General features: G+C 52.9%; 14 protein-coding genes. 2 read left to right on the top strand and 12 right to left on the bottom strand.

The genetic code is table 11. The features are described from left to right. Window positions 1-114: 114 nt before the first annotated feature. Window positions 115-1,008 carry a lysophospholipid acyltransferase family protein gene (locus tag ACFE33_RS02060; RefSeq protein ID WP_380056234.1) on the top strand — a complete coding sequence of 298 codons (894 nt, stop codon included), beginning with the start codon at window positions 115-117 and terminating at the stop codon, window positions 1,006-1,008. A 4-nt stretch (window positions 1,009-1,012) separates the two neighbouring features. Here ACFE33_RS02060 and ACFE33_RS02065 read toward each other — a convergent pair whose 3' ends face one another. The 8 genes from ACFE33_RS02065 to ACFE33_RS02100 form a co-directional block, all read right to left on the bottom strand. Then, on the bottom strand, window positions 1,013-2,119 hold the full coding sequence (locus ACFE33_RS02065; protein ID WP_380056237.1) for a flagellar basal body P-ring protein FlgI: 1,107 nt from the start codon (window positions 2,117-2,119) through the stop codon (window positions 1,013-1,015). Continuing rightward, window positions 2,116-3,126: a flagellin gene (locus ACFE33_RS02070; protein WP_380056238.1), complete on the bottom strand. Its 1,011-nt coding sequence runs from the start codon at window positions 3,124-3,126 to the stop codon at window positions 2,116-2,118. Before ACFE33_RS02070 ends, ACFE33_RS02065 begins: the two co-directional genes overlap by 4 nt. Before the next feature lie 2 nt (window positions 3,127-3,128). After that, entirely contained in the window at window positions 3,129-4,577 is a 1,449-nt protein-coding gene (gene flgK, locus ACFE33_RS02075; protein ID WP_380056241.1) for a flagellar hook-associated protein FlgK, read from the bottom strand. A gap of 26 nt (window positions 4,578-4,603) precedes the next feature. After that, window positions 4,604-5,908 carry a flagellar hook protein FlgE gene (locus ACFE33_RS02080; protein WP_380056244.1) on the bottom strand — a complete coding sequence of 435 codons (1,305 nt, stop codon included), beginning with the start codon at window positions 5,906-5,908 and terminating at the stop codon, window positions 4,604-4,606. 112 nt (window positions 5,909-6,020) lie between these two features. Further along, window positions 6,021-6,860, bottom strand: a complete 840-nt coding sequence (locus ACFE33_RS02085; RefSeq protein WP_380056247.1) for a flagellar motor protein MotB — start codon at window positions 6,858-6,860, stop codon at window positions 6,021-6,023. Between the two features lie 74 nt (window positions 6,861-6,934). Then, the gene (locus tag ACFE33_RS02090; protein WP_380056250.1) at window positions 6,935-8,134 is read right to left on the bottom strand and encodes an NAD(P)/FAD-dependent oxidoreductase; all 1,200 of its coding nucleotides are present in this window, start codon (window positions 8,132-8,134) and stop codon (window positions 6,935-6,937) included. 42 nt (window positions 8,135-8,176) lie between these two features. Further along, on the bottom strand, window positions 8,177-8,806 hold the full coding sequence (locus tag ACFE33_RS02095; RefSeq protein WP_380056252.1) for a CAP domain-containing protein: 630 nt from the start codon (window positions 8,804-8,806) through the stop codon (window positions 8,177-8,179). 93 nt (window positions 8,807-8,899) lie between these two features. Beyond that, window positions 8,900-10,006 carry a polysaccharide biosynthesis/export family protein gene (locus ACFE33_RS02100; protein ID WP_380056255.1) on the bottom strand — a complete coding sequence of 369 codons (1,107 nt, stop codon included), beginning with the start codon at window positions 10,004-10,006 and terminating at the stop codon, window positions 8,900-8,902. A 313-nt stretch (window positions 10,007-10,319) separates the two neighbouring features. Here ACFE33_RS02100 and ACFE33_RS02105 point away from each other — a divergent pair, with 313 nt between their 5' ends. Further along, window positions 10,320-10,925 carry a sugar transferase gene (locus tag ACFE33_RS02105; protein ID WP_380056257.1) on the top strand — a complete coding sequence of 202 codons (606 nt, stop codon included), beginning with the start codon at window positions 10,320-10,322 and terminating at the stop codon, window positions 10,923-10,925. 110 nt (window positions 10,926-11,035) lie between these two features. Here the strand turns inward: ACFE33_RS02105 and ACFE33_RS02110 are convergent, their stop codons facing one another. From ACFE33_RS02110 to ACFE33_RS02125, 4 genes are all read right to left on the bottom strand, one after another. Continuing rightward, the gene (locus ACFE33_RS02110; protein ID WP_380056260.1) at window positions 11,036-11,239 is read right to left on the bottom strand and encodes a hypothetical protein; all 204 of its coding nucleotides are present in this window, start codon (window positions 11,237-11,239) and stop codon (window positions 11,036-11,038) included. A gap of 80 nt (window positions 11,240-11,319) precedes the next feature. Continuing rightward, window positions 11,320-11,976, bottom strand: a complete 657-nt coding sequence (locus ACFE33_RS02115) for a YjbF family lipoprotein (protein ID WP_380056263.1) — start codon at window positions 11,974-11,976, stop codon at window positions 11,320-11,322. Beyond that, a complete protein-coding gene (locus tag ACFE33_RS02120; protein WP_380056266.1) occupies window positions 11,973-14,120 on the bottom strand; it encodes a YjbH domain-containing protein in 2,148 nt (715 codons plus the stop codon). The genes ACFE33_RS02115 and ACFE33_RS02120 overlap by 4 nt, the downstream gene beginning before the upstream one ends. Window positions 14,121-14,225: 105 nt before the next feature. Further along, window positions 14,226-16,106, bottom strand: coding sequence for a polysaccharide biosynthesis protein (locus ACFE33_RS02125; RefSeq protein WP_380056268.1), 1,881 nt, complete (start codon window positions 16,104-16,106; stop codon window positions 14,226-14,228). Window positions 16,107-16,238: the final 132 nt, after the last annotated feature.

The following is a 16,238-nucleotide window of genomic DNA, read 5'->3' on the forward strand; positions in this document are numbered from 1 at the left end:
GGACGCACTACATCACATTCAAAAAGCAGGAACAAGGTGACGGAGCCAACTTCAAATATGTTGGAACCAAAGAAGATTCAGGTATATAGCTGCGTAAATGAAGAGTGATCCTAAATGACTTCAAACAACGCTGCCCCCAAATCTTCCCAACCAACAGGTTCGATTGCGGACCGACTGGTCTATGCGGTTGTTCGTGTCATGCTGGCGATACTAGGTTTGGCACCCTATGCCGCGCGTGTCCGTATGGGCGGCTGGGTGTTCAAATATCTCGTGGGTCCGATAGCGGGATATCGTCGGAGGATTCGGAATAATCTAGATCTGGTTTTGCCAGATATCACCCCGCAGGAAAAAGAGCGCCTCGCGCGCGCGGTGCCCGAAAATCTGGGCCGCACGCTGATTGAATTGTTTTCACCGGATGAATTCCTAGAAATCGCGCGGCGAACCCCTCTATCTGGTGGTGGAGTTGCCGCGTTGGAGAAGGCCCGTGCCGAAAACAAACCGATAGTTTTGGTTTCCGGCCACTTCGGAAATTATGACGTCGTTCGTGCGCGCATGATTGCCGAAGGGTACGATGTCGGTGGGCTTTACCGCCCGATGAATAACGAATTCTTCAACAAGTTTTATGTCTCGACCATATCTAAAATCGGTGAGCCCCTTTTCCAACGTGGCCGTCGTGGCATGGCGGAAATGGTGAAATTTCTGCGCGCGGGGAATACCTTGGCGATCCTGATTGATCAGCATATGGGGAAGGGTGCGCCTTTGACATTCTTTGGGCGCCCTGCGCGGACAGCGCTCTCTGCGGCTCAGCTGGCCATTAAGTATGATGCGTTATTGGTGCCGTGTTACGCTATTCGACAAGAAGACGGCATCAATTTCCAAATAATCCTCGAAGCGCCACTGCCCGCAACCACCGCTGAGGAAATGACCCAAGCATTGAACGATAGTTTGGAAGCACGTGTTCGCGAGAATATGGATCAATGGCTCTGGATTCATCGCCGTTGGAAATGACGGGCTAGTTCACAAAAAGCTCTGCATGAAGGGCTCCTGCGGCCTTAATTGTCTTGAGAATGTCGATCAAGTCCCGCGAAGATACGCCAAGCGCGTTAAGTCCTTGTACCACCTCGGACAGCGAAGTTCCGCCATTTACCTCCGCGAGCCCAGTGCGCGGGTCTTCTCGGACGTCGATATTGGTTCGCGGAACCGCGATTGAGCCGCCGGGCGTGAATGGGTTCGCTTGCACAACCAGCGGCGCTTCTTGAATGCGTATAGTGAGGTTCCCCTGTGAAACCGCAACGCGACTGATCCTGACATCCTCTCCCATCACGATGGTTCCGGACCTCTGGTCAACGACGACGCGCGCTTTGCGTTGCGGCTCAACAGCTATGTTTTCAATCCGCCCGATCGCATGAGCAGCGGAGGCCATCCGCGTGGCGGTGATATCGATCTGAACCGTGCCCGCGTCCATCATACGGGCTACGCCACGGCCGAACTCATTGTTAATAGCGCGCTCAATACGTGATGCAGTGGTGAAGTCCGGCGTGCGCAGGGCAACGCGCATTTGTTTCAGGCCAGAGAAATCAAATTCAATCTCGCGCTCAACCCGCGCACCTCCGGGGATCGTACCAGAGGTCGGGACACCACGTGTGATCGTGGCGGCGGCACCTTCGGCGCTTTCGCCACCAGCGATGATCGAGCCTTGGCTCACCGCATAAATTTCGCCATCAGCCGCATTCAAAGGGGTCATAATGAGTGTGCCGCCCGCGAGGCTCTTGGCATCGCCGATGGCCGAGACCGCCACGTCGATCTTACTGCCCGCGCGCGCAAATGGAGGAAGGGTCGCAGTGACGAAAACAGCCGCGACGTTCTTAGGGCGAAACTGCTCGCCTGTTACGTTTACCCCAAGCCGCTCCAAAATGTTCGAAAGGATTTCTTCAGTGAACGGGGTGTTTCGCAGACCATCGCCCGTTCCGTTTAGGCCAACAACGAGGCCATAGCCGATTAGGTCGTTACTGCGCACACCGTCAAATTCAACAAGATCTTTGATCCGTATCGATGCGGCATTCGCAATTCCGGAAAGGAAAACGCAGCAAAATGCGAGGGTCAGAATTCTTCTGATCATCTTAGGAAATCCACAAGGTTCAGGCGCGAGAGGCGCGCGGTTATGGTGTAGAGCGTTTCAAGTTGAGTCTGCACCGCTTCGAGTTCGGTCGCCGCAGAATAGGGATCCGCACTCATGATGCGATTATAGGCATGATCCAGTGCGTGACGTTCTGTTTCGTTCTGAATTCGCATCTCTTCGATATGTGCTTCGGCAGTTCCCGCAGCAGCGCGGAGTGCCGATAGCTCGTTTTCGTTTGAGAGCAGAGTCTCTCCCGCCATTTGTAGGAGCAAATTCCGCGCGTCCGGTTGGGCGGCTAACGTCCCCTGAGAAACAAGTGCAGCCGTCATTAACCCCTTCAACGCATCCTTAATCCCGTCGTCTTTCGCCGTGATGTCGAATGCCGCCGTACGTCCCGGACCCACCCCAAAAGGCGCAAGTGTGGCGTTTGAACCAGTATAGCCCATTGTCTCAAACCCTCCGCCCGCATCGTCAAACCACGCGTCGATAACGCCCATCGCTCCTGCAGCGGTCGTTTCGGTGGCGACCAATGGCGCGAGGTCAGCGATCATATCGTCAACGGAGGCGAGAGGCGGGCGATCGGTGGCTTGGCCAGAGAACAGGCTGCGACCTGTTGATTGCGTATTGATCGCTGATACCACGGCCACGAGCTTTTGTTTTGTGTCGAGCGTGGTCGTGTTTATGAGCGAATTGTTGTTGGTATTTGATGCCAGAAGTAGTGCGGGTGCCGCGTCCGTCGTCATTTTCTGAACGAACTCTAGCGACGACTGGGCATTCTCGACAAAGAATGCGGCTTCCGAGTTTGCGGTCGTGAAGGCCTCAATTGAACTGACCGCTTCTTCGATTTCGGCCAGCGCCGAGAAATTCCCTCCAACGGCCTGTGCGGTGTCCTGAACTTGACCAGTAGCAAGCTCTGTTGAGGCGCGTTCTAGTTGCGATTTCAGTTCGGAGGATTGGCGACTAAGTATAAAGGTGCGTGCTTGGTCACCGAAATTCGAGAACATCATAACTATAGCCCCATCAACAAATCGAGCATCTGGTCGATAGTTTGAATAACTTTGGCATTAGCGGAGTAGCTGCGTTCTACAACCAAGAGCTTTTGCATTTCTTGATCGGAATCCACCCCATTTGCCTTTTCTTGTGCTTGAAGAGCGACCGTTTTGGTCGTGGCGAAGGCAACATCATTTTCGCGGGATTGCCGTGCAATCCCGACGGATGAAAGGAAGTCAGCGGACAAATCATTCAGCGATCTAGCCTCGGAGGAAAAGCTGCCTGAGGAAGGAGAAATTGGTTGCTGTAGCTGATCGATCATCGATTGGATTCTCGCGGCGTTTCCGAGTTCGCCGGTTGTAACCGCGCCAAGCCCGTCGCGGACGCGCCAGGCTGCGCCGCCTTGAGTTGGGTCGGCAATCGGCGCAACTGATATGCGTGAGGAGAGCGCGGCTTCGTTTAGTGGGTCTAAGTTTGTGCCCGCGTCTGTAAACAATCCTCCTGTTGAGGTTCCATCGACCACTGGATCGGCAAAACGCTCGATGAGATTGCGCGCCATCGCGTCAAGATCGCCTTGAGCTTGGGTTGCAATCTCGTCACGAACTTCGAACAATGCCGCGAGGGAGCCGCCGTTGAGTGCATTGCGTTCCGCGGAAGTGTTGATCGCATACCCGTTCAGCGAAATTCCCGAAAGCGCGCCCGTTTCAAGCGTCATCTCTGGAACGATGGTGCTGACGCTTGTGAAGCGGAACTCGCCCGCTCGTCCATCCAGAAGTACCGCGCCGCCCGTTGAAATGAGGGCGATTGTATTCTTGTCCTTCTCGACCTGTTTAAGGGGAACGATTTCTGCGATCTGGTCAACCATCGCTTGCCGTTGATCCATGAGCGCTGTGGCGTCTCGACCCGCTGCTGTTTGGGCAAGGACCTGTGTGTTGAGGGCTTCGATCTTTTGCAAACTGTCGTTCAGGAAATTGACTTGTGACGCAATCTCGTTGTCTGCGGTGAGGCGAAGCGACTGGATGTCGTTTGATATCTTGTTGAACTTCGCTGTAACGCCATTCGCCGCCTGAACAACCGCGTTAAGGCGTGGTGTGGAGTCTGGGCGGCTTGCGGCCTCAATCAGGCTGGTTTCGAAGGCGTTAAGCTCTGAGTTGAGAGAGCCGGCATCCTCAGGAATGCCGATGGATTTTTCGAGTTCTGTGAGGAACTCAGAGATGACCGAAGCGTTGCCTAACTCGGCCTGTGATACGCGCCGATCGGCAAGGAGGCTTGGGTCCACATTTCGGTAAACGCCCTCTACAAGGACGCCCGCACCGTTGCCTCCCAACGATTGCGAGGACAGTGAAATTTCGCGCGTTGCGTACCCCTCGGTGAGGGAGTTCGCGATGTTTGAGGAAACCACTTGCGCAGCACGAGAGGAGGCGGTCAGGCCGCTTAATGCATTTGAAAACGATGACGTTAAGCTCATTGCCTATCCTCTCGGGCCGCCACAAATTATCGCTTGATGTTGGTTGTCTCTTGCAACATCTCGTCGACGGTTTGGATAACCTTGGCATTCGACGAATAGGCGCGCTGGGTTTGGATAAGGTTCGTCAGTTCACCCGCGACATCCGTTGTGGACCCCTCGCGAGAGAAACCAGACACCTCTCCCGTAGGCCCATCACCAGCGTCCCAGAGAAAGAAAGAACCGGAATTAGGCGAGACCTGAAAGGCTTGGTTGTTCAAGGAAGTCAATGCGTTCGGGTTTGCCACGTCGACGAGCGGCACCTGATAGATCGTGCGCGTAAAGCCCGTGTCATAGGTCGCGTTGATATAGCCGCCAGAGTCGATCTCTACCGAGGTGAGGTTGCCCACGGGCGATCCATCCTTGGTAATTGATGTGGGTGCGAAGTTATCGGAAAGCTGGGTGAGGCCGTTCGGATCCCCCAGCCGTCCGATTGTCATTTCAAGGGCACCACCGCCGACGGTGAGGTCAAGTGTACCGTCAGCTGCGTTATATGCGCCGCCCGATACAACGGAAACGGACTGGAGCGTTCCGCCGTTCGCGCGGCTTGCGTCGAAGGTTAACGTATATTCACCGATTGTGGCGCCAGCGAGCGCGGAGTCGGTGATGACCATGGTCCATTGGTTAGAAGCACCAGAAGTGGGCACCGTTGGTTCGAAAGTCACGCCAAGCGATTCCGATGTACCAAGATTTCCGAAATATTCGACAGACAGAGGAAGAATGTCGCCTGAAGCGCCAACTTCGGTCTCGGTTGCTGGTAGGTTTACGCCCAAATTCAAAGCTGTGGTTGGGTCGCCAGCCGATTGGTTTACGTTAATTACAACGGGTTCTAACCCCGTCACTGTATCCCGCGCATTTGTTGGGATTGTGCCATCGGCGTCGGCTGGCCAACCCAATAGCACAAGACCAGTTTCATTCTTGAGAACGCCATTTGAATCCGTGCGGAAGGACCCCGTTGTCGTCATCATCATTGGCTCTTCGCCAGATGCGGAAAGCGACACTTCGGACGTGACCGGCAACATGCCGCGCCCTGAAACCGCGATATCAAGCGGGTGACTTGTGCCAATCAGTGGTCCGCGCTCGTCAATAAGGCGGTTGGTCGTTGCCCGAACGCCACCCGCGGAATACGCGCCCGCGCCTGGTTCGCCGTTAATAACAAATGATTGAAACGCCGCCGTTGCGCGCTTGTAGCCATATGTTCCAGAGTTCGCGATATTGTCCGAGATTGTTGCCAATCGCGTTGCGTTTGCACTTAGGCCCGCGACCCCAGCACTTAGGGAAGAAGATATTGTCATAAAATGCGCCTTTCTGCTGCACTGACCACTCGTCTGAGAAACAGGCTACACGCGCTTACTTAACGCCTCCCTAACAATTAAAATGCGTTCTAATTTCGAGATTACGCCTTATTTATATGTCTGATCTAAGGAGGATAAGCTCAAGCCGACCGTTGCTAACCTCCATTGGATCGGATGAAATCGGCTTGCGAGAAGCGAATCCTGTGACCCGCTGAATGCGTATTTTCTCAAAGCCATGATTCTCTAGCAACTGCCGCATCGACATTGCCCGCGCGGTGGAAATGTCCCAAGTGTCATCAATACGCGTAACGATCGGGAGGGCGGGAGTATGCGCCTGAACCGCCAGTTCATTGGTAACGAGCCCAAAAACACGAACCAACATTCGCGATATCTGTTGCAGGATTTCGGTGGGATTTTCGGTGCTGGGATCAAAGAGCGGATCGTCCGGTAGATCAAAAACTTCGATGATCAAACCCTCGTCCGAAACGCGCGTAAGCATATGCGAAAGCGCGTCATTCGCGATCATGGTTTCGCCACCCAACCCAATCAGGGATTGTTGGATATGGAGTAGCTTTTGATCCTCTTCTTCGCGTGAAAGACGTTCGCTTTCGGCAATTCCTAATGACGACGACTCGAGCATCGGAAGAGGATTAGAGGCCCCTACGCCGTTATGCGGAAGTGTTTCCTCAGGAAAGGGGCTGTCTCCACCAAAGAAGCTCCCTCCGCCGCCAGAGTTGCGATTAATTGTTATGGTCGGGTTGAAGTAGTCCGCAATGGCCTTGCGCTGTTTCTCGTTCGTCGCGCCCAAGAGCCACATCAACAGAAAGAACGCCATCATCGCGGTAACGAAATCCGCGTAGGCGACTTTCCATGCCCCTCCATGATGCCGCGCGGCAATCACTTTCTTGCGCTTAATAATAATCGGACGCTTGTTGTTGCCAACATCGCTCATGAAACCACCTCACTTTCACCCGCTCTTGGGATAGCAGGTTGCGGTGAAGGGGGCGTTAACCTCTCAAATTCAATCTATTTTGATGCGATGGATGTGCCCGCAGCCCAGCCAGACGACCAAGCCCATTGGAAGTTAAACCCACCAAGCCAGCCTGTTACATCGACCACTTCGCCGATCATATAAAGGCCGCGGACGTCGCGCGCCTCCATCGTTTTGGAGCTTAAACAGTCGGTATCAACGCCGCCTAACGTGACTTCTGCGGTTCGGTAACCCTCTGTTCCTGTTGGGTAGAGCTCCCATTGGCAAAGCGCATCATTGATGAATTTCAAGGATTTATCGCTATGGTCCGCTAGATTTCCGGTCAGCTTGAGCTGCTCAGTGAAATATTCGGCCAGTCGGGAGGGGAGGATAAGTGCGAGGGCGTTGCCAATGGATTTGCGCCCATTGCTTTGGCGCATTTCGCGAAGGTTAGAAAAGATATCCTGATCAGGTAGCAGTTGCACTTGAATGGCATCTTTCTCGCGCCAATAGCTACTGCTTTGAAGGATCGACGGGCCCGATAAGCCACGGTGCGTAAAGAGCAACCCTTCGCTAAAGCCCGTGCCATTCGCCGTGACGCGCGCTGGCACCGACAGACCCGAAAGGCCGCTAAATCCAGCTTTCACATCGTCACCAAAGGTGAGCGGTACGAGGGCAGGGCGGGTTTCGGTTAACGGCAGGCTAAATTGTTTTGCAATCTGATAGCCCAACCCAGTCGCGCCCATTTTGGGAATGGATTTTCCGCCAGTCGCGACCACAAGCGAGGCGGCTGTTATGACAGTGCCATCGCCAAGGTTAACAGTAAAACTATCGCCGTTATGACCAACGCTCGAAATACTGGTGTTCAGGAGCATTTCGACGCCTACGCGCTTCATTTCGTTGACCAGCATTGCGATGATTTCTTTGGCGGAACTATCACAAAATAGCTGGCCGAGCGTTTTCTCATGCCACGCGATTCCATGAGCGCTCACCATCTCAATAAAGTCCCACTGCGTGTATCGCTTGAGCGCCGATTTCGCGAAGTGGGGGTTTTGGGAGATGAAATTCTGGGGGCTGCAATGCAAGTTCGTGAAGTTGCAACGGCCACCGCCTGAAATACGGATTTTCTCGCCGGGTGCTTTGGCATGATCAATAATCAGAACGGACTTACCCGTACTGGCGGCATAGCGGGCGCACATCATGCCGGCGGCACCTGCACCCAATATGACTGCATCAAATTTCGTAGATTGGCTCATGCCTTGCTGAACCATAGCTACGGAACTATTGCAAGTGGGGGATTAACCCATGAAATTCTGAGTAAGGTAGATTGAGCCGCAATATTTTCCGCTCTTGTCCAATGCGGCGGCGGCACCAGTGAGGCGCATATTGCCATCCATTAGATTTTTGCGGTGGCTCGGCGATTCCGCCCAGAGGCGCACCGCAGCTCGTGCTAGGGTTGCATAGCTGTGCGGCTGAATTGGGCGGCCCTTTGCGTCGGCGAATTGGCACCTGCTTGCGTCCTTGACGAAGAACTGCTTCCCAGCAAGCTGATAGCGATACATGCGGCTAATATTTTCGGAGCCTGTTCTGAATTTTAGACCAGTGCCCTTGATCCGCGCGCTGGGCGAAGATTGCCCGGCCAAGCTTGATCTATGCGAGAGCTTGCGAGATTTTGCCATCCACCGCGAATGCTTTGACGCAGCCCGAACGAGCCGCGTTTCCCCTTTGAGGGGGGCAAGTCCTGCACGACAACGCGTGTAATTCACTTCGATCAAGACCGCGCGGTCCAATAGAGCCTGACTGATCTTTCCAGACGCAGGAATCGCATACTCTGTTCCTGCAACCTTGGGGCGAGAACACGCAAAAGCGGATGTAGCGGTGACCGTAGCGATCGCGAAGGCAATACTGATAGAACGCAAAAACTTCATACGGCTTCATACTTCCAAATTTAGACACTCACATCGAAACATGAGAAACAGCCAAAAATTGGGCGAAAATGCGCCAACTCGATTGGATTCTATCTAGTTTGCGACCGCTGCAATCCCGATGAGTGCGCTAAAGAACCCAACAACCGTACCTGCGGCAGTTACGAAGGACTCAGTAGCAAGCACGACATCTCCAGGTTGAATTTCGAACTTGCCCGCACTGAAAATACCGTCAGCATGGGTGAGGTCGATGCTAAAGACCACCTGATCATGCGATGGCCCCGTGCCGTCGGTGCGAACTGCGGAGCTTGGATAGTTGCGAAGGATCAGAACACCCTCTGGATCGGCACGCAGGTCGAGTAGGCCACCCATTAAGGAAAGCGCATCAAGCGCCGAGATTCTGTCTTTGTTAAAGTAAACGGTCGCCTCGTTGCTTGCCGCGCCGAGCGCGATAAACGAACGCTGATCACGGTCCACGATAACTTTGTCACCACCGCGCAAAGTCGTATCGAGGCTTGAATTTTCATACAGTCTAGTGAGCGATGTGCCATATGTGTTGTTGCCACGAACCAAGCGGACCTGCGGGTTCGGGATGTCAGGGTCAACACCACCACCTGCGGCGAGTAGGCTCAGGATCGTAAAGTTCCGGTCCGGTAGTGGGAAGTTTCCGGCGTTCAGCACACCACCAACAAGATCGACAGAGTTCCTGCGACCGGATGTATGGGAAATCTGAACTTGCGCCGAGGGGATCAACGACGCGATCCGCGACTGCAGTTCCTTGCGGGCACCATCGGGCGTGAGTCCTGTCACCAGAACTTCGCCCACATAGGGTACGAAAATCGTTCCGCTCGGTGAAACAACGAGGTTAAGAAGCGGGGTAGATTTTTGCTCTGGCGAACTGATCAGGGAATTGTCCCCGCTGTCCCAAATCTGAAGGTTCATGACATCGCCGGCCGCGATAACCTGACTTGCAGGGCCGGCTTGGCGTGAAATCCACGAATAGGAACGCGAGCTATGATTGCTGGGCCAGTTTGCGAACCTCGGAAGGAAGTCGCGGGAAACAACGTGGAGCGCAAAAGGGGCGTCCTCGGCTCCGGCGCCTTGAACGACTTCGCTCGAAATCGCAGCGCCGCGAGGGAGCGAACAGCCAATAAGCGTCAGGCCAAGTATCACAAATGAAACGACGCGTAGCAGTCTGCTCATTATTCGTCCCCTAAAGTAACCTAAGTCAAATCGCTAGGTTCATTCTTATAGTTATGGTGTAGCACAGCATTCTGTGCAGCGACGCTGTATTGCCACAGGATACTGCGCATCAAGCACAGGTCAACTCCAACAATCACTAGATAGCCTGTTTTACGGTCGTTTCGGGATAAAACATCACAATCCGTTTGTCTTGGCTAATCGTAGCAATTCACGGATGTTTATTCTTCTGAGTTGAGATCATATGAAAAATACGCCAAAACAATTCAAATGCACCCAAGCGAGCGGCTTGATCGTGCTTGAGGGAGAGATTTGAGTGACTTGGCAAAAACGTTTTCTGGATATTTCACTCTCCTGCCTCTGTATCCTGATATTTGCCATCCCGTTCATAGTGTTACTTGTTGTTTTGCTCGTCCTTCAAGGGCGACCGATTTTCTATGTTTCGGAGCGGATGAAAACCCCAACACAGGGCTTTATGCTGTGGAAACTACGGAGCATGGAGGTATCGACATCCAATTCCGGTGTGACAGGCGGGGATAAAAAAAAGCGCTATACGCGATTTGGACACCAGCTTAGAAAATTCAGACTGGATGAATTTCCACAGGTTTGGAATGTATTGCGTGGCGACATGAGCATTGTCGGCCCACGGCCACCGCTTCGGAATTATGTTGAAGATTATCCCGAGTTATATGCCGAAGTGCTAAAGGCAAGACCGGGGATTACGGGCCTCGCCACGCTCACCTATCATCAGCACGAAACCAAAATTCTGGCACGATGCAAGACTGCGAAGCAAACAGATGCCGCGTATCGAAAGCGCTGTATTCCACAGAAGGCGCGCCTTGATCTGATCTATCAAGAACACCAATCCATATGCTTCGATGTATCTATTTTGTGGAAAACCTTGGCCAAGGTTCTGCGCTAGGTCGCAAAAGCAATAGCCCAAATAAAAAGCGGACCCCCAAAAGGGGTCCGCTTTCTTATGAAACCAATCTAACCGGCGAACCGAATAGATTGAAATTCAAAATGTATGTCTTAGGTGTCGTCGTCAGAGTTAGCTGCAAGAGCTGCTGCCAACAAAACGAGACCGCCAAGAATCAATACTGCACGACCGCCAGTGTTGGATTCTTCTACGAATACTTCTGGCATTGGCTCTTCAACGACAACTTCTGGGCTGCCGGCGAATGCTGAAGTGGCGGAAAGCGCCAAAACAGCTGTGAGTGCTGTAATTTTTTTCATGTTAGCTCCATTTAATATGTGCACGTACGCAGGAAAAGCATATCGTGCGTTGGGTTTACGGTAAAGTTAAATTCTGCTGGCTACTCCAAAATCTTCAATAGTGACACATAACCAACAGTTTCGGACACATACTGACGAGATTGGCGAATAATTCCGCTAGAATCAAGCCAATAGTCGTTTTTGAAGGACAATTCGCCCGATTCGCATGATTCGCTGTAGTGCTTGGTTTGATAAGTTTTGATGATCACCGGCGTGGTTTCCGATCCAACAAACTTCCAATTACAGGCAAAATTCTGGCCTACAACGTTGTCATCGCCGTCCAGGTAGTAGTGCGTTCTTGCTTGTGAGCCAGAGCTGGCAGCCCGCGAAGGAACACTCGCGGAAACGAGATCCTGGCCAAGGCCTTTGGTGCCTGTCAGGAAACCATTTCGAAAGATGAATGAAGTGTCGTCAGAAGTCCGCCACGTCTTATAACCTTTGTTATTGGCCTGATATGCGAGGAAACCCATACCCTGTGTTTCTTCGATCACCACAACGATCAATGGCTTGGTGTTTGTTTCAATCCAAGACAAATCGCGGGCTGCGGGGGCCGCGCCTTCTTCGGGTTTGTCGATATACTTGGCTTTCAAATCCTCATAGACCGCAGAGCCAAATGTCTCCTCGCGTTCTTCGGATCCACAGGCGGCAAGCGCCAACAGGCAAACGCCGAGGGAAAGTCTGCGCAAAGTCTTGTTCATCGCCAGAATCTCCCTTGGCCAGTTTTGAGTGCCTCTACATGGTTCACGCGAATTCGGTCATACAGACGGTCGTTCACTTCTAGGCGCGCGCCGCCATCTCTCGATAGGGGCTGAAGAACAATCGCTTCGGATTTGCGTGTCGGTTTACCAGTGAGCCAAGTCTGCGGAACTTCGAGAATCACGCCTTTGTCAAACGAACCTTCGCCAAATTCCTCGTCGGTCAGATCGGTCAGAGTGGCATATGCGCCTACGCGCCAGCCATTCGCAAACTCGCGACGAACTTGGAATGTTCCGCCGATGTCACCTGCAAGATACTGTCCAGCCGAGAGTTGGAAATCAAAGCCGGCAACGTCTTCGTAGTATGCCGTGATGTGGCCCGTTGCGGTTTCGTAATCTTGGAAGCCAACATAGGAATCCGTGGCGCGTTGCTTCACATAGTTCAGCTCGGCACCAAGCGCGTAACGCTTATCGACAGGTTTCCACAGAATTTCTGTAGATACGCCACCGAACATACGCTCAAGATAACCTGCTGTTACTCGGCCATAAATTTCTTCACCAGGCTGGAAGAAATATGACGCGTTCAGATACTGAAGCGAAACAGGGCTAAATGCATCATAGAGGTTAGCGTCGCTTCGAACGGGCTGAACCTTGGAGTTGGACGGGGTAGTATCGTTGCCCAATGTCCCGATGATCTGCGCATTGATCGAGCCCGAAATTTCAAGACCAGGCGCGGCGTAGTAATGCATGGATGGACGCAAACCAATGCCCCAGCGTACGGGATCGTCCGGATCAAACAGGCTGAAATCTGCGTATGGATCGATGCTCCATTCAAACTCAGGATAGACGCCTGCGGGATAGATCAGGTTCGCAGGTTTCGTCGGAACGGCATCCTCAATAACTGCGCGCGACATGATTTGTGCTTCGCCGTTGGGTTGCGAGACAAAGGTTTCAACATCGCTGCGTTTGAGTTTGGTGTTCGATGTGGCCATGCCATTTACCATGAGCATGATGTTAAATGTTTCGACCGACGGGGGCATAGTACGCGTTAGCGCGCGCGCTGTCCGCCCAACTGCCTGAGCGGCGGATGTGTATTTATTGTTGCGAATACGAACCTCAATTGAAGTACCGCGCATCGCGACGGCTTCCATTTCGACGCCATCATATTCCAACGCTTTACGAAGGTTCTCTGCGAGAATTTCTTGTGCACCGGGTTCGTTCAGCCAAACCGTTCCATACATTTCGGGGTCATCCGAAAATACGGGACGCGGCTTCACAGCAAGCGGCGCGGGGCCAAAGCTTCCGAGCACAACGGGCTTTTTCGGGTTGAAGTTCAGCGTAATGCTGGCTGCCAATTCGGATCCATAAAGTGAGTAACCGCCAACAGAGATAAAGTCGTTGATGTCGTACTGGATGCCAAAGTTGAACGGGGACTTGTGCTCAAACAGGCCTTTGTCGTCCGTTTCGAGGGTATAGGCATCAGACGAGTATTCCGCCTTGAGCGTGAGCTTTTCCGTCGCGCGGTACTCGACACCGCCAAACATTGCCATTGGTCCGCGGAAGTATTGATCGACATTGAACGTGCCGCCTTCGCCAACATCAAGTTCTGGCCGATCGCCAAATGGCGAGCCGATCGAATTATACGAGCCCAAACGACCCCAGCCCAAACCAACTGTGGCGCGAATTTTGGGAGTGAAGTTCTTGGTCGCCGCGATGTATTCCGAGGAGTAAATTCCCGTGCCAGCCACGTCCATAATACCAATAGAAACGGCGGGAACGTATTGGGATTCCTCTAGGACTTGGTAACGGAAATCGATGCTGCGATCATAATAGGTGTCGTAGTCTGCCGTATTCCAATCCGCGATCCGCGTATAGCGAAACACTGCCGAGAGCCGATCCGTTATCTGGAAGGAGCTTGATACTCTGGTGCTGCCAGCGAAATGCGAAGCGGTCATTCCAAGCTCGGCATCAGGCATTGATTCACCAGAAGGCGTATCAATCAGGCCCGGAATGCCAAACATATTATAGGACGCATCAGAGGCCGCTGACGGAAACGCGAGTGCCAAAGTCGCCGCACATACGCAAGACGTGCTGCCCATCATTGCCATTTTCAAATAGGGTCGTTTTTTGTAATTTTTGCCCGACATAATTCCACCCGTATATTATTAATATACATAAAACATGGCAGGAATCGTCGGGCAACCCTCAATGGAGTACAGCTCATTCGATTTACGCGAACCGTCTTGTTTTAATCACATTTCCGCTGAGGCGGCGGTCGCGCCCTCGGCGTATCCCTCGACACAACCATACAGAATATTGAGAGCGGCCGCGCGGTCTGTGGTGTCGATTGCCTGACGCAGCGCCTTGAGCGCCGCAGCAACTTCGAGTTCCGAGAGAGAGTCTTCGCGTGCACAGAAAATCTTGCTGTGAGGGGTCGTGATGTTGCCTTCGCCAAGCAGAAGCTCTTCGTGCATCTTCTCGCCCTGACGTAGACCGGTTGTGCGAATTTCGATGTCACCATCCGGGTTTTCGGCGGATTTCACAGTACATCCCGCGGCTTCGATCATGCGGCGCGCAAGGTTCAGGATTTCAACAGGTTCACCCATATCAAGCACGTATACTTCGCCGCCTTGCGCAAACGATCCCGCCATAAGCACCAATCGGCTTGCTTCTTGGACGGTCATGAAATAGCGCGTTACCTCGCGGTGCGTAACGGTAACTGGGCCGCCATGCGCGATCTGATTGCGGAAGAGCGGAACCACAGAGCCCGAAGAGCCAAGCACATTTCCAAACCGCACCATCGAGAAAACGGTATTTGAACGTGCAGCCTGATCCTGAATGACAAGCTCTGCCATACGTTTCGAAGCGCCCATAACATTGGTCGGCCGCACCGCTTTGTCCGAGGAAACGAGGATAAAACGCTCGACATTCGCGTCATGGGCCGCTTTGGCAACGGTGGCCGTACCCAAAACGTTGTTTTCCAAACCGGTTAGGCTGTTGATCTCGACCATTGGCACGTGTTTGTAGGCGGCTGCGTGGAAGACAACGTTCACGTCATTCTCGGCAAATACAGAGGCCATCAAGCGCGCGTCATTGACCGATCCAAGGACGGGCACCACATCTATTCCAAGCTCCTTGGCGAAGTTCGAAATATCCATGTCCGCGTTATAAAGCGCAAGCTCGCTGCTATCCAAAAGGATGATCTGTTTGGGTGAGCACGAAAGCAATTGGCGGCAAAGCTCCGAGCCAATCGTTCCGCCCGCGCCTGTCACTAGAATGCTCTTGTCGCGGTAGCTGTCACCGAATTCAGTGACTTTGTGATCGACCTTGGCACGCCCCAAGAGTTGCTGATGATCGCCGAGCGAAAAGGTACGCGCCAATTCATCATCATTTATCAGTTTCGCGAAATCGGAAGGGGTCAGGACCGAGATGCCGAATTTCTCAAACCGACGCACAAGCGCGACCTGCCGTGCAAATGAAAGTGACGGCATCGCGAGGATAACTTTGCGTACGTGTTTAATTTTGGCGATATGCGGAATTTGGGATGGGCGCGTGATTGGCACGCCATCAATCGCTACGTTCTGAATTGCGGGATTGTCATCGGCATATGTGAGCACTTCGTAACGGGAATTGTGCTGCATCGCCTTGGCGAAGTTCATGCCAGTCTGACCTGCGCCGTAAATAATCAGTCGTTCACGGGGATGTCCCAGATCGTAAACAAGCTGCAAAATCTTGAGCATCAGCACACGGCTGGTGACCGCGAAGATGAAGTAGCTATTTCCAAAGACGAAGATGGTCCCGACGGAGTAATCAAGCCCAAGCAATCGCCCCGTCGCCATAAACGCCAGCGACAACAAGACTGAAAGTTGGAGCGTCTTGCCCACCGTTCTCATTTCATAATCGCGCAGACGCACGTCGGGAATTTTCAGGTAGGTCGTAAACAGTGCCGCAAGGGCAAACAGGATCGCACCTTGGATGATCAAGCTCGTGGTTAGACCGTTGGAAACAGCAGAAGAGGCCTGCACCGCAATCGTAAAGGAAAGCACGATAGGCAATAGCGTCGCATCGACGAAAAGGAATACGAACCGCTTTTGAGCGCGGGTGAGCTTCTCAATTCTTCCAAGCAATGACACCAAATAGGCCTCTTAATTAAATTACGCCCATTCAGCGATTTGATCGCACGAAGGGAGAAAAATGCGTCCGCGAATATTGCGGTATCCAAGCCCAAATATTAGCGCAGAAATTAATTTTCTCCACCTTGTTTT

This window comes from Falsihalocynthiibacter sp. SS001 (assembly GCF_042445055.1).
Classification (GTDB): domain Bacteria; phylum Pseudomonadota; class Alphaproteobacteria; order Rhodobacterales; family Rhodobacteraceae; genus Falsihalocynthiibacter.

What these genes read in the sequence shown, in the direction of transcription:
- ACFE33_RS02060 (WP_380056234.1), top strand. Translation starts at nt 115, where the DNA reads ATGACTTCAAACAACGCTGCCCCCAAATCTTCCCAACCAACAGGTTCG.
- ACFE33_RS02065 (WP_380056237.1), bottom strand. Translation starts at nt 2,119, where the DNA reads ATGATCAGAAGAATTCTGACCCTCGCATTTTGCTGCGTTTTCCTTTCC.
- ACFE33_RS02070 (WP_380056238.1), bottom strand. Translation starts at nt 3,126, where the DNA reads ATGATGTTCTCGAATTTCGGTGACCAAGCACGCACCTTTATACTTAGT.
- flgK (WP_380056241.1), bottom strand. Translation starts at nt 4,577, where the DNA reads ATGAGCTTAACGTCATCGTTTTCAAATGCATTAAGCGGCCTGACCGCC.
- ACFE33_RS02080 (WP_380056244.1), bottom strand. Translation starts at nt 5,908, where the DNA reads ATGACAATATCTTCTTCCCTAAGTGCTGGGGTCGCGGGCCTAAGTGCA.
- ACFE33_RS02085 (WP_380056247.1), bottom strand. Translation starts at nt 6,860, where the DNA reads ATGAGCGATGTTGGCAACAACAAGCGTCCGATTATTATTAAGCGCAAG.
- ACFE33_RS02090 (WP_380056250.1), bottom strand. Translation starts at nt 8,134, where the DNA reads ATGAGCCAATCTACGAAATTTGATGCAGTCATATTGGGTGCAGGTGCC.
- ACFE33_RS02095 (WP_380056252.1), bottom strand. Translation starts at nt 8,806, where the DNA reads ATGAAGTTTTTGCGTTCTATCAGTATTGCCTTCGCGATCGCTACGGTC.
- ACFE33_RS02100 (WP_380056255.1), bottom strand. Translation starts at nt 10,006, where the DNA reads ATGAGCAGACTGCTACGCGTCGTTTCATTTGTGATACTTGGCCTGACG.
- ACFE33_RS02110 (WP_380056260.1), bottom strand. Translation starts at nt 11,239, where the DNA reads ATGAAAAAAATTACAGCACTCACAGCTGTTTTGGCGCTTTCCGCCACT.
- ACFE33_RS02115 (WP_380056263.1), bottom strand. Translation starts at nt 11,976, where the DNA reads ATGAACAAGACTTTGCGCAGACTTTCCCTCGGCGTTTGCCTGTTGGCG.
- ACFE33_RS02120 (WP_380056266.1), bottom strand. Translation starts at nt 14,120, where the DNA reads ATGTCGGGCAAAAATTACAAAAAACGACCCTATTTGAAAATGGCAATG.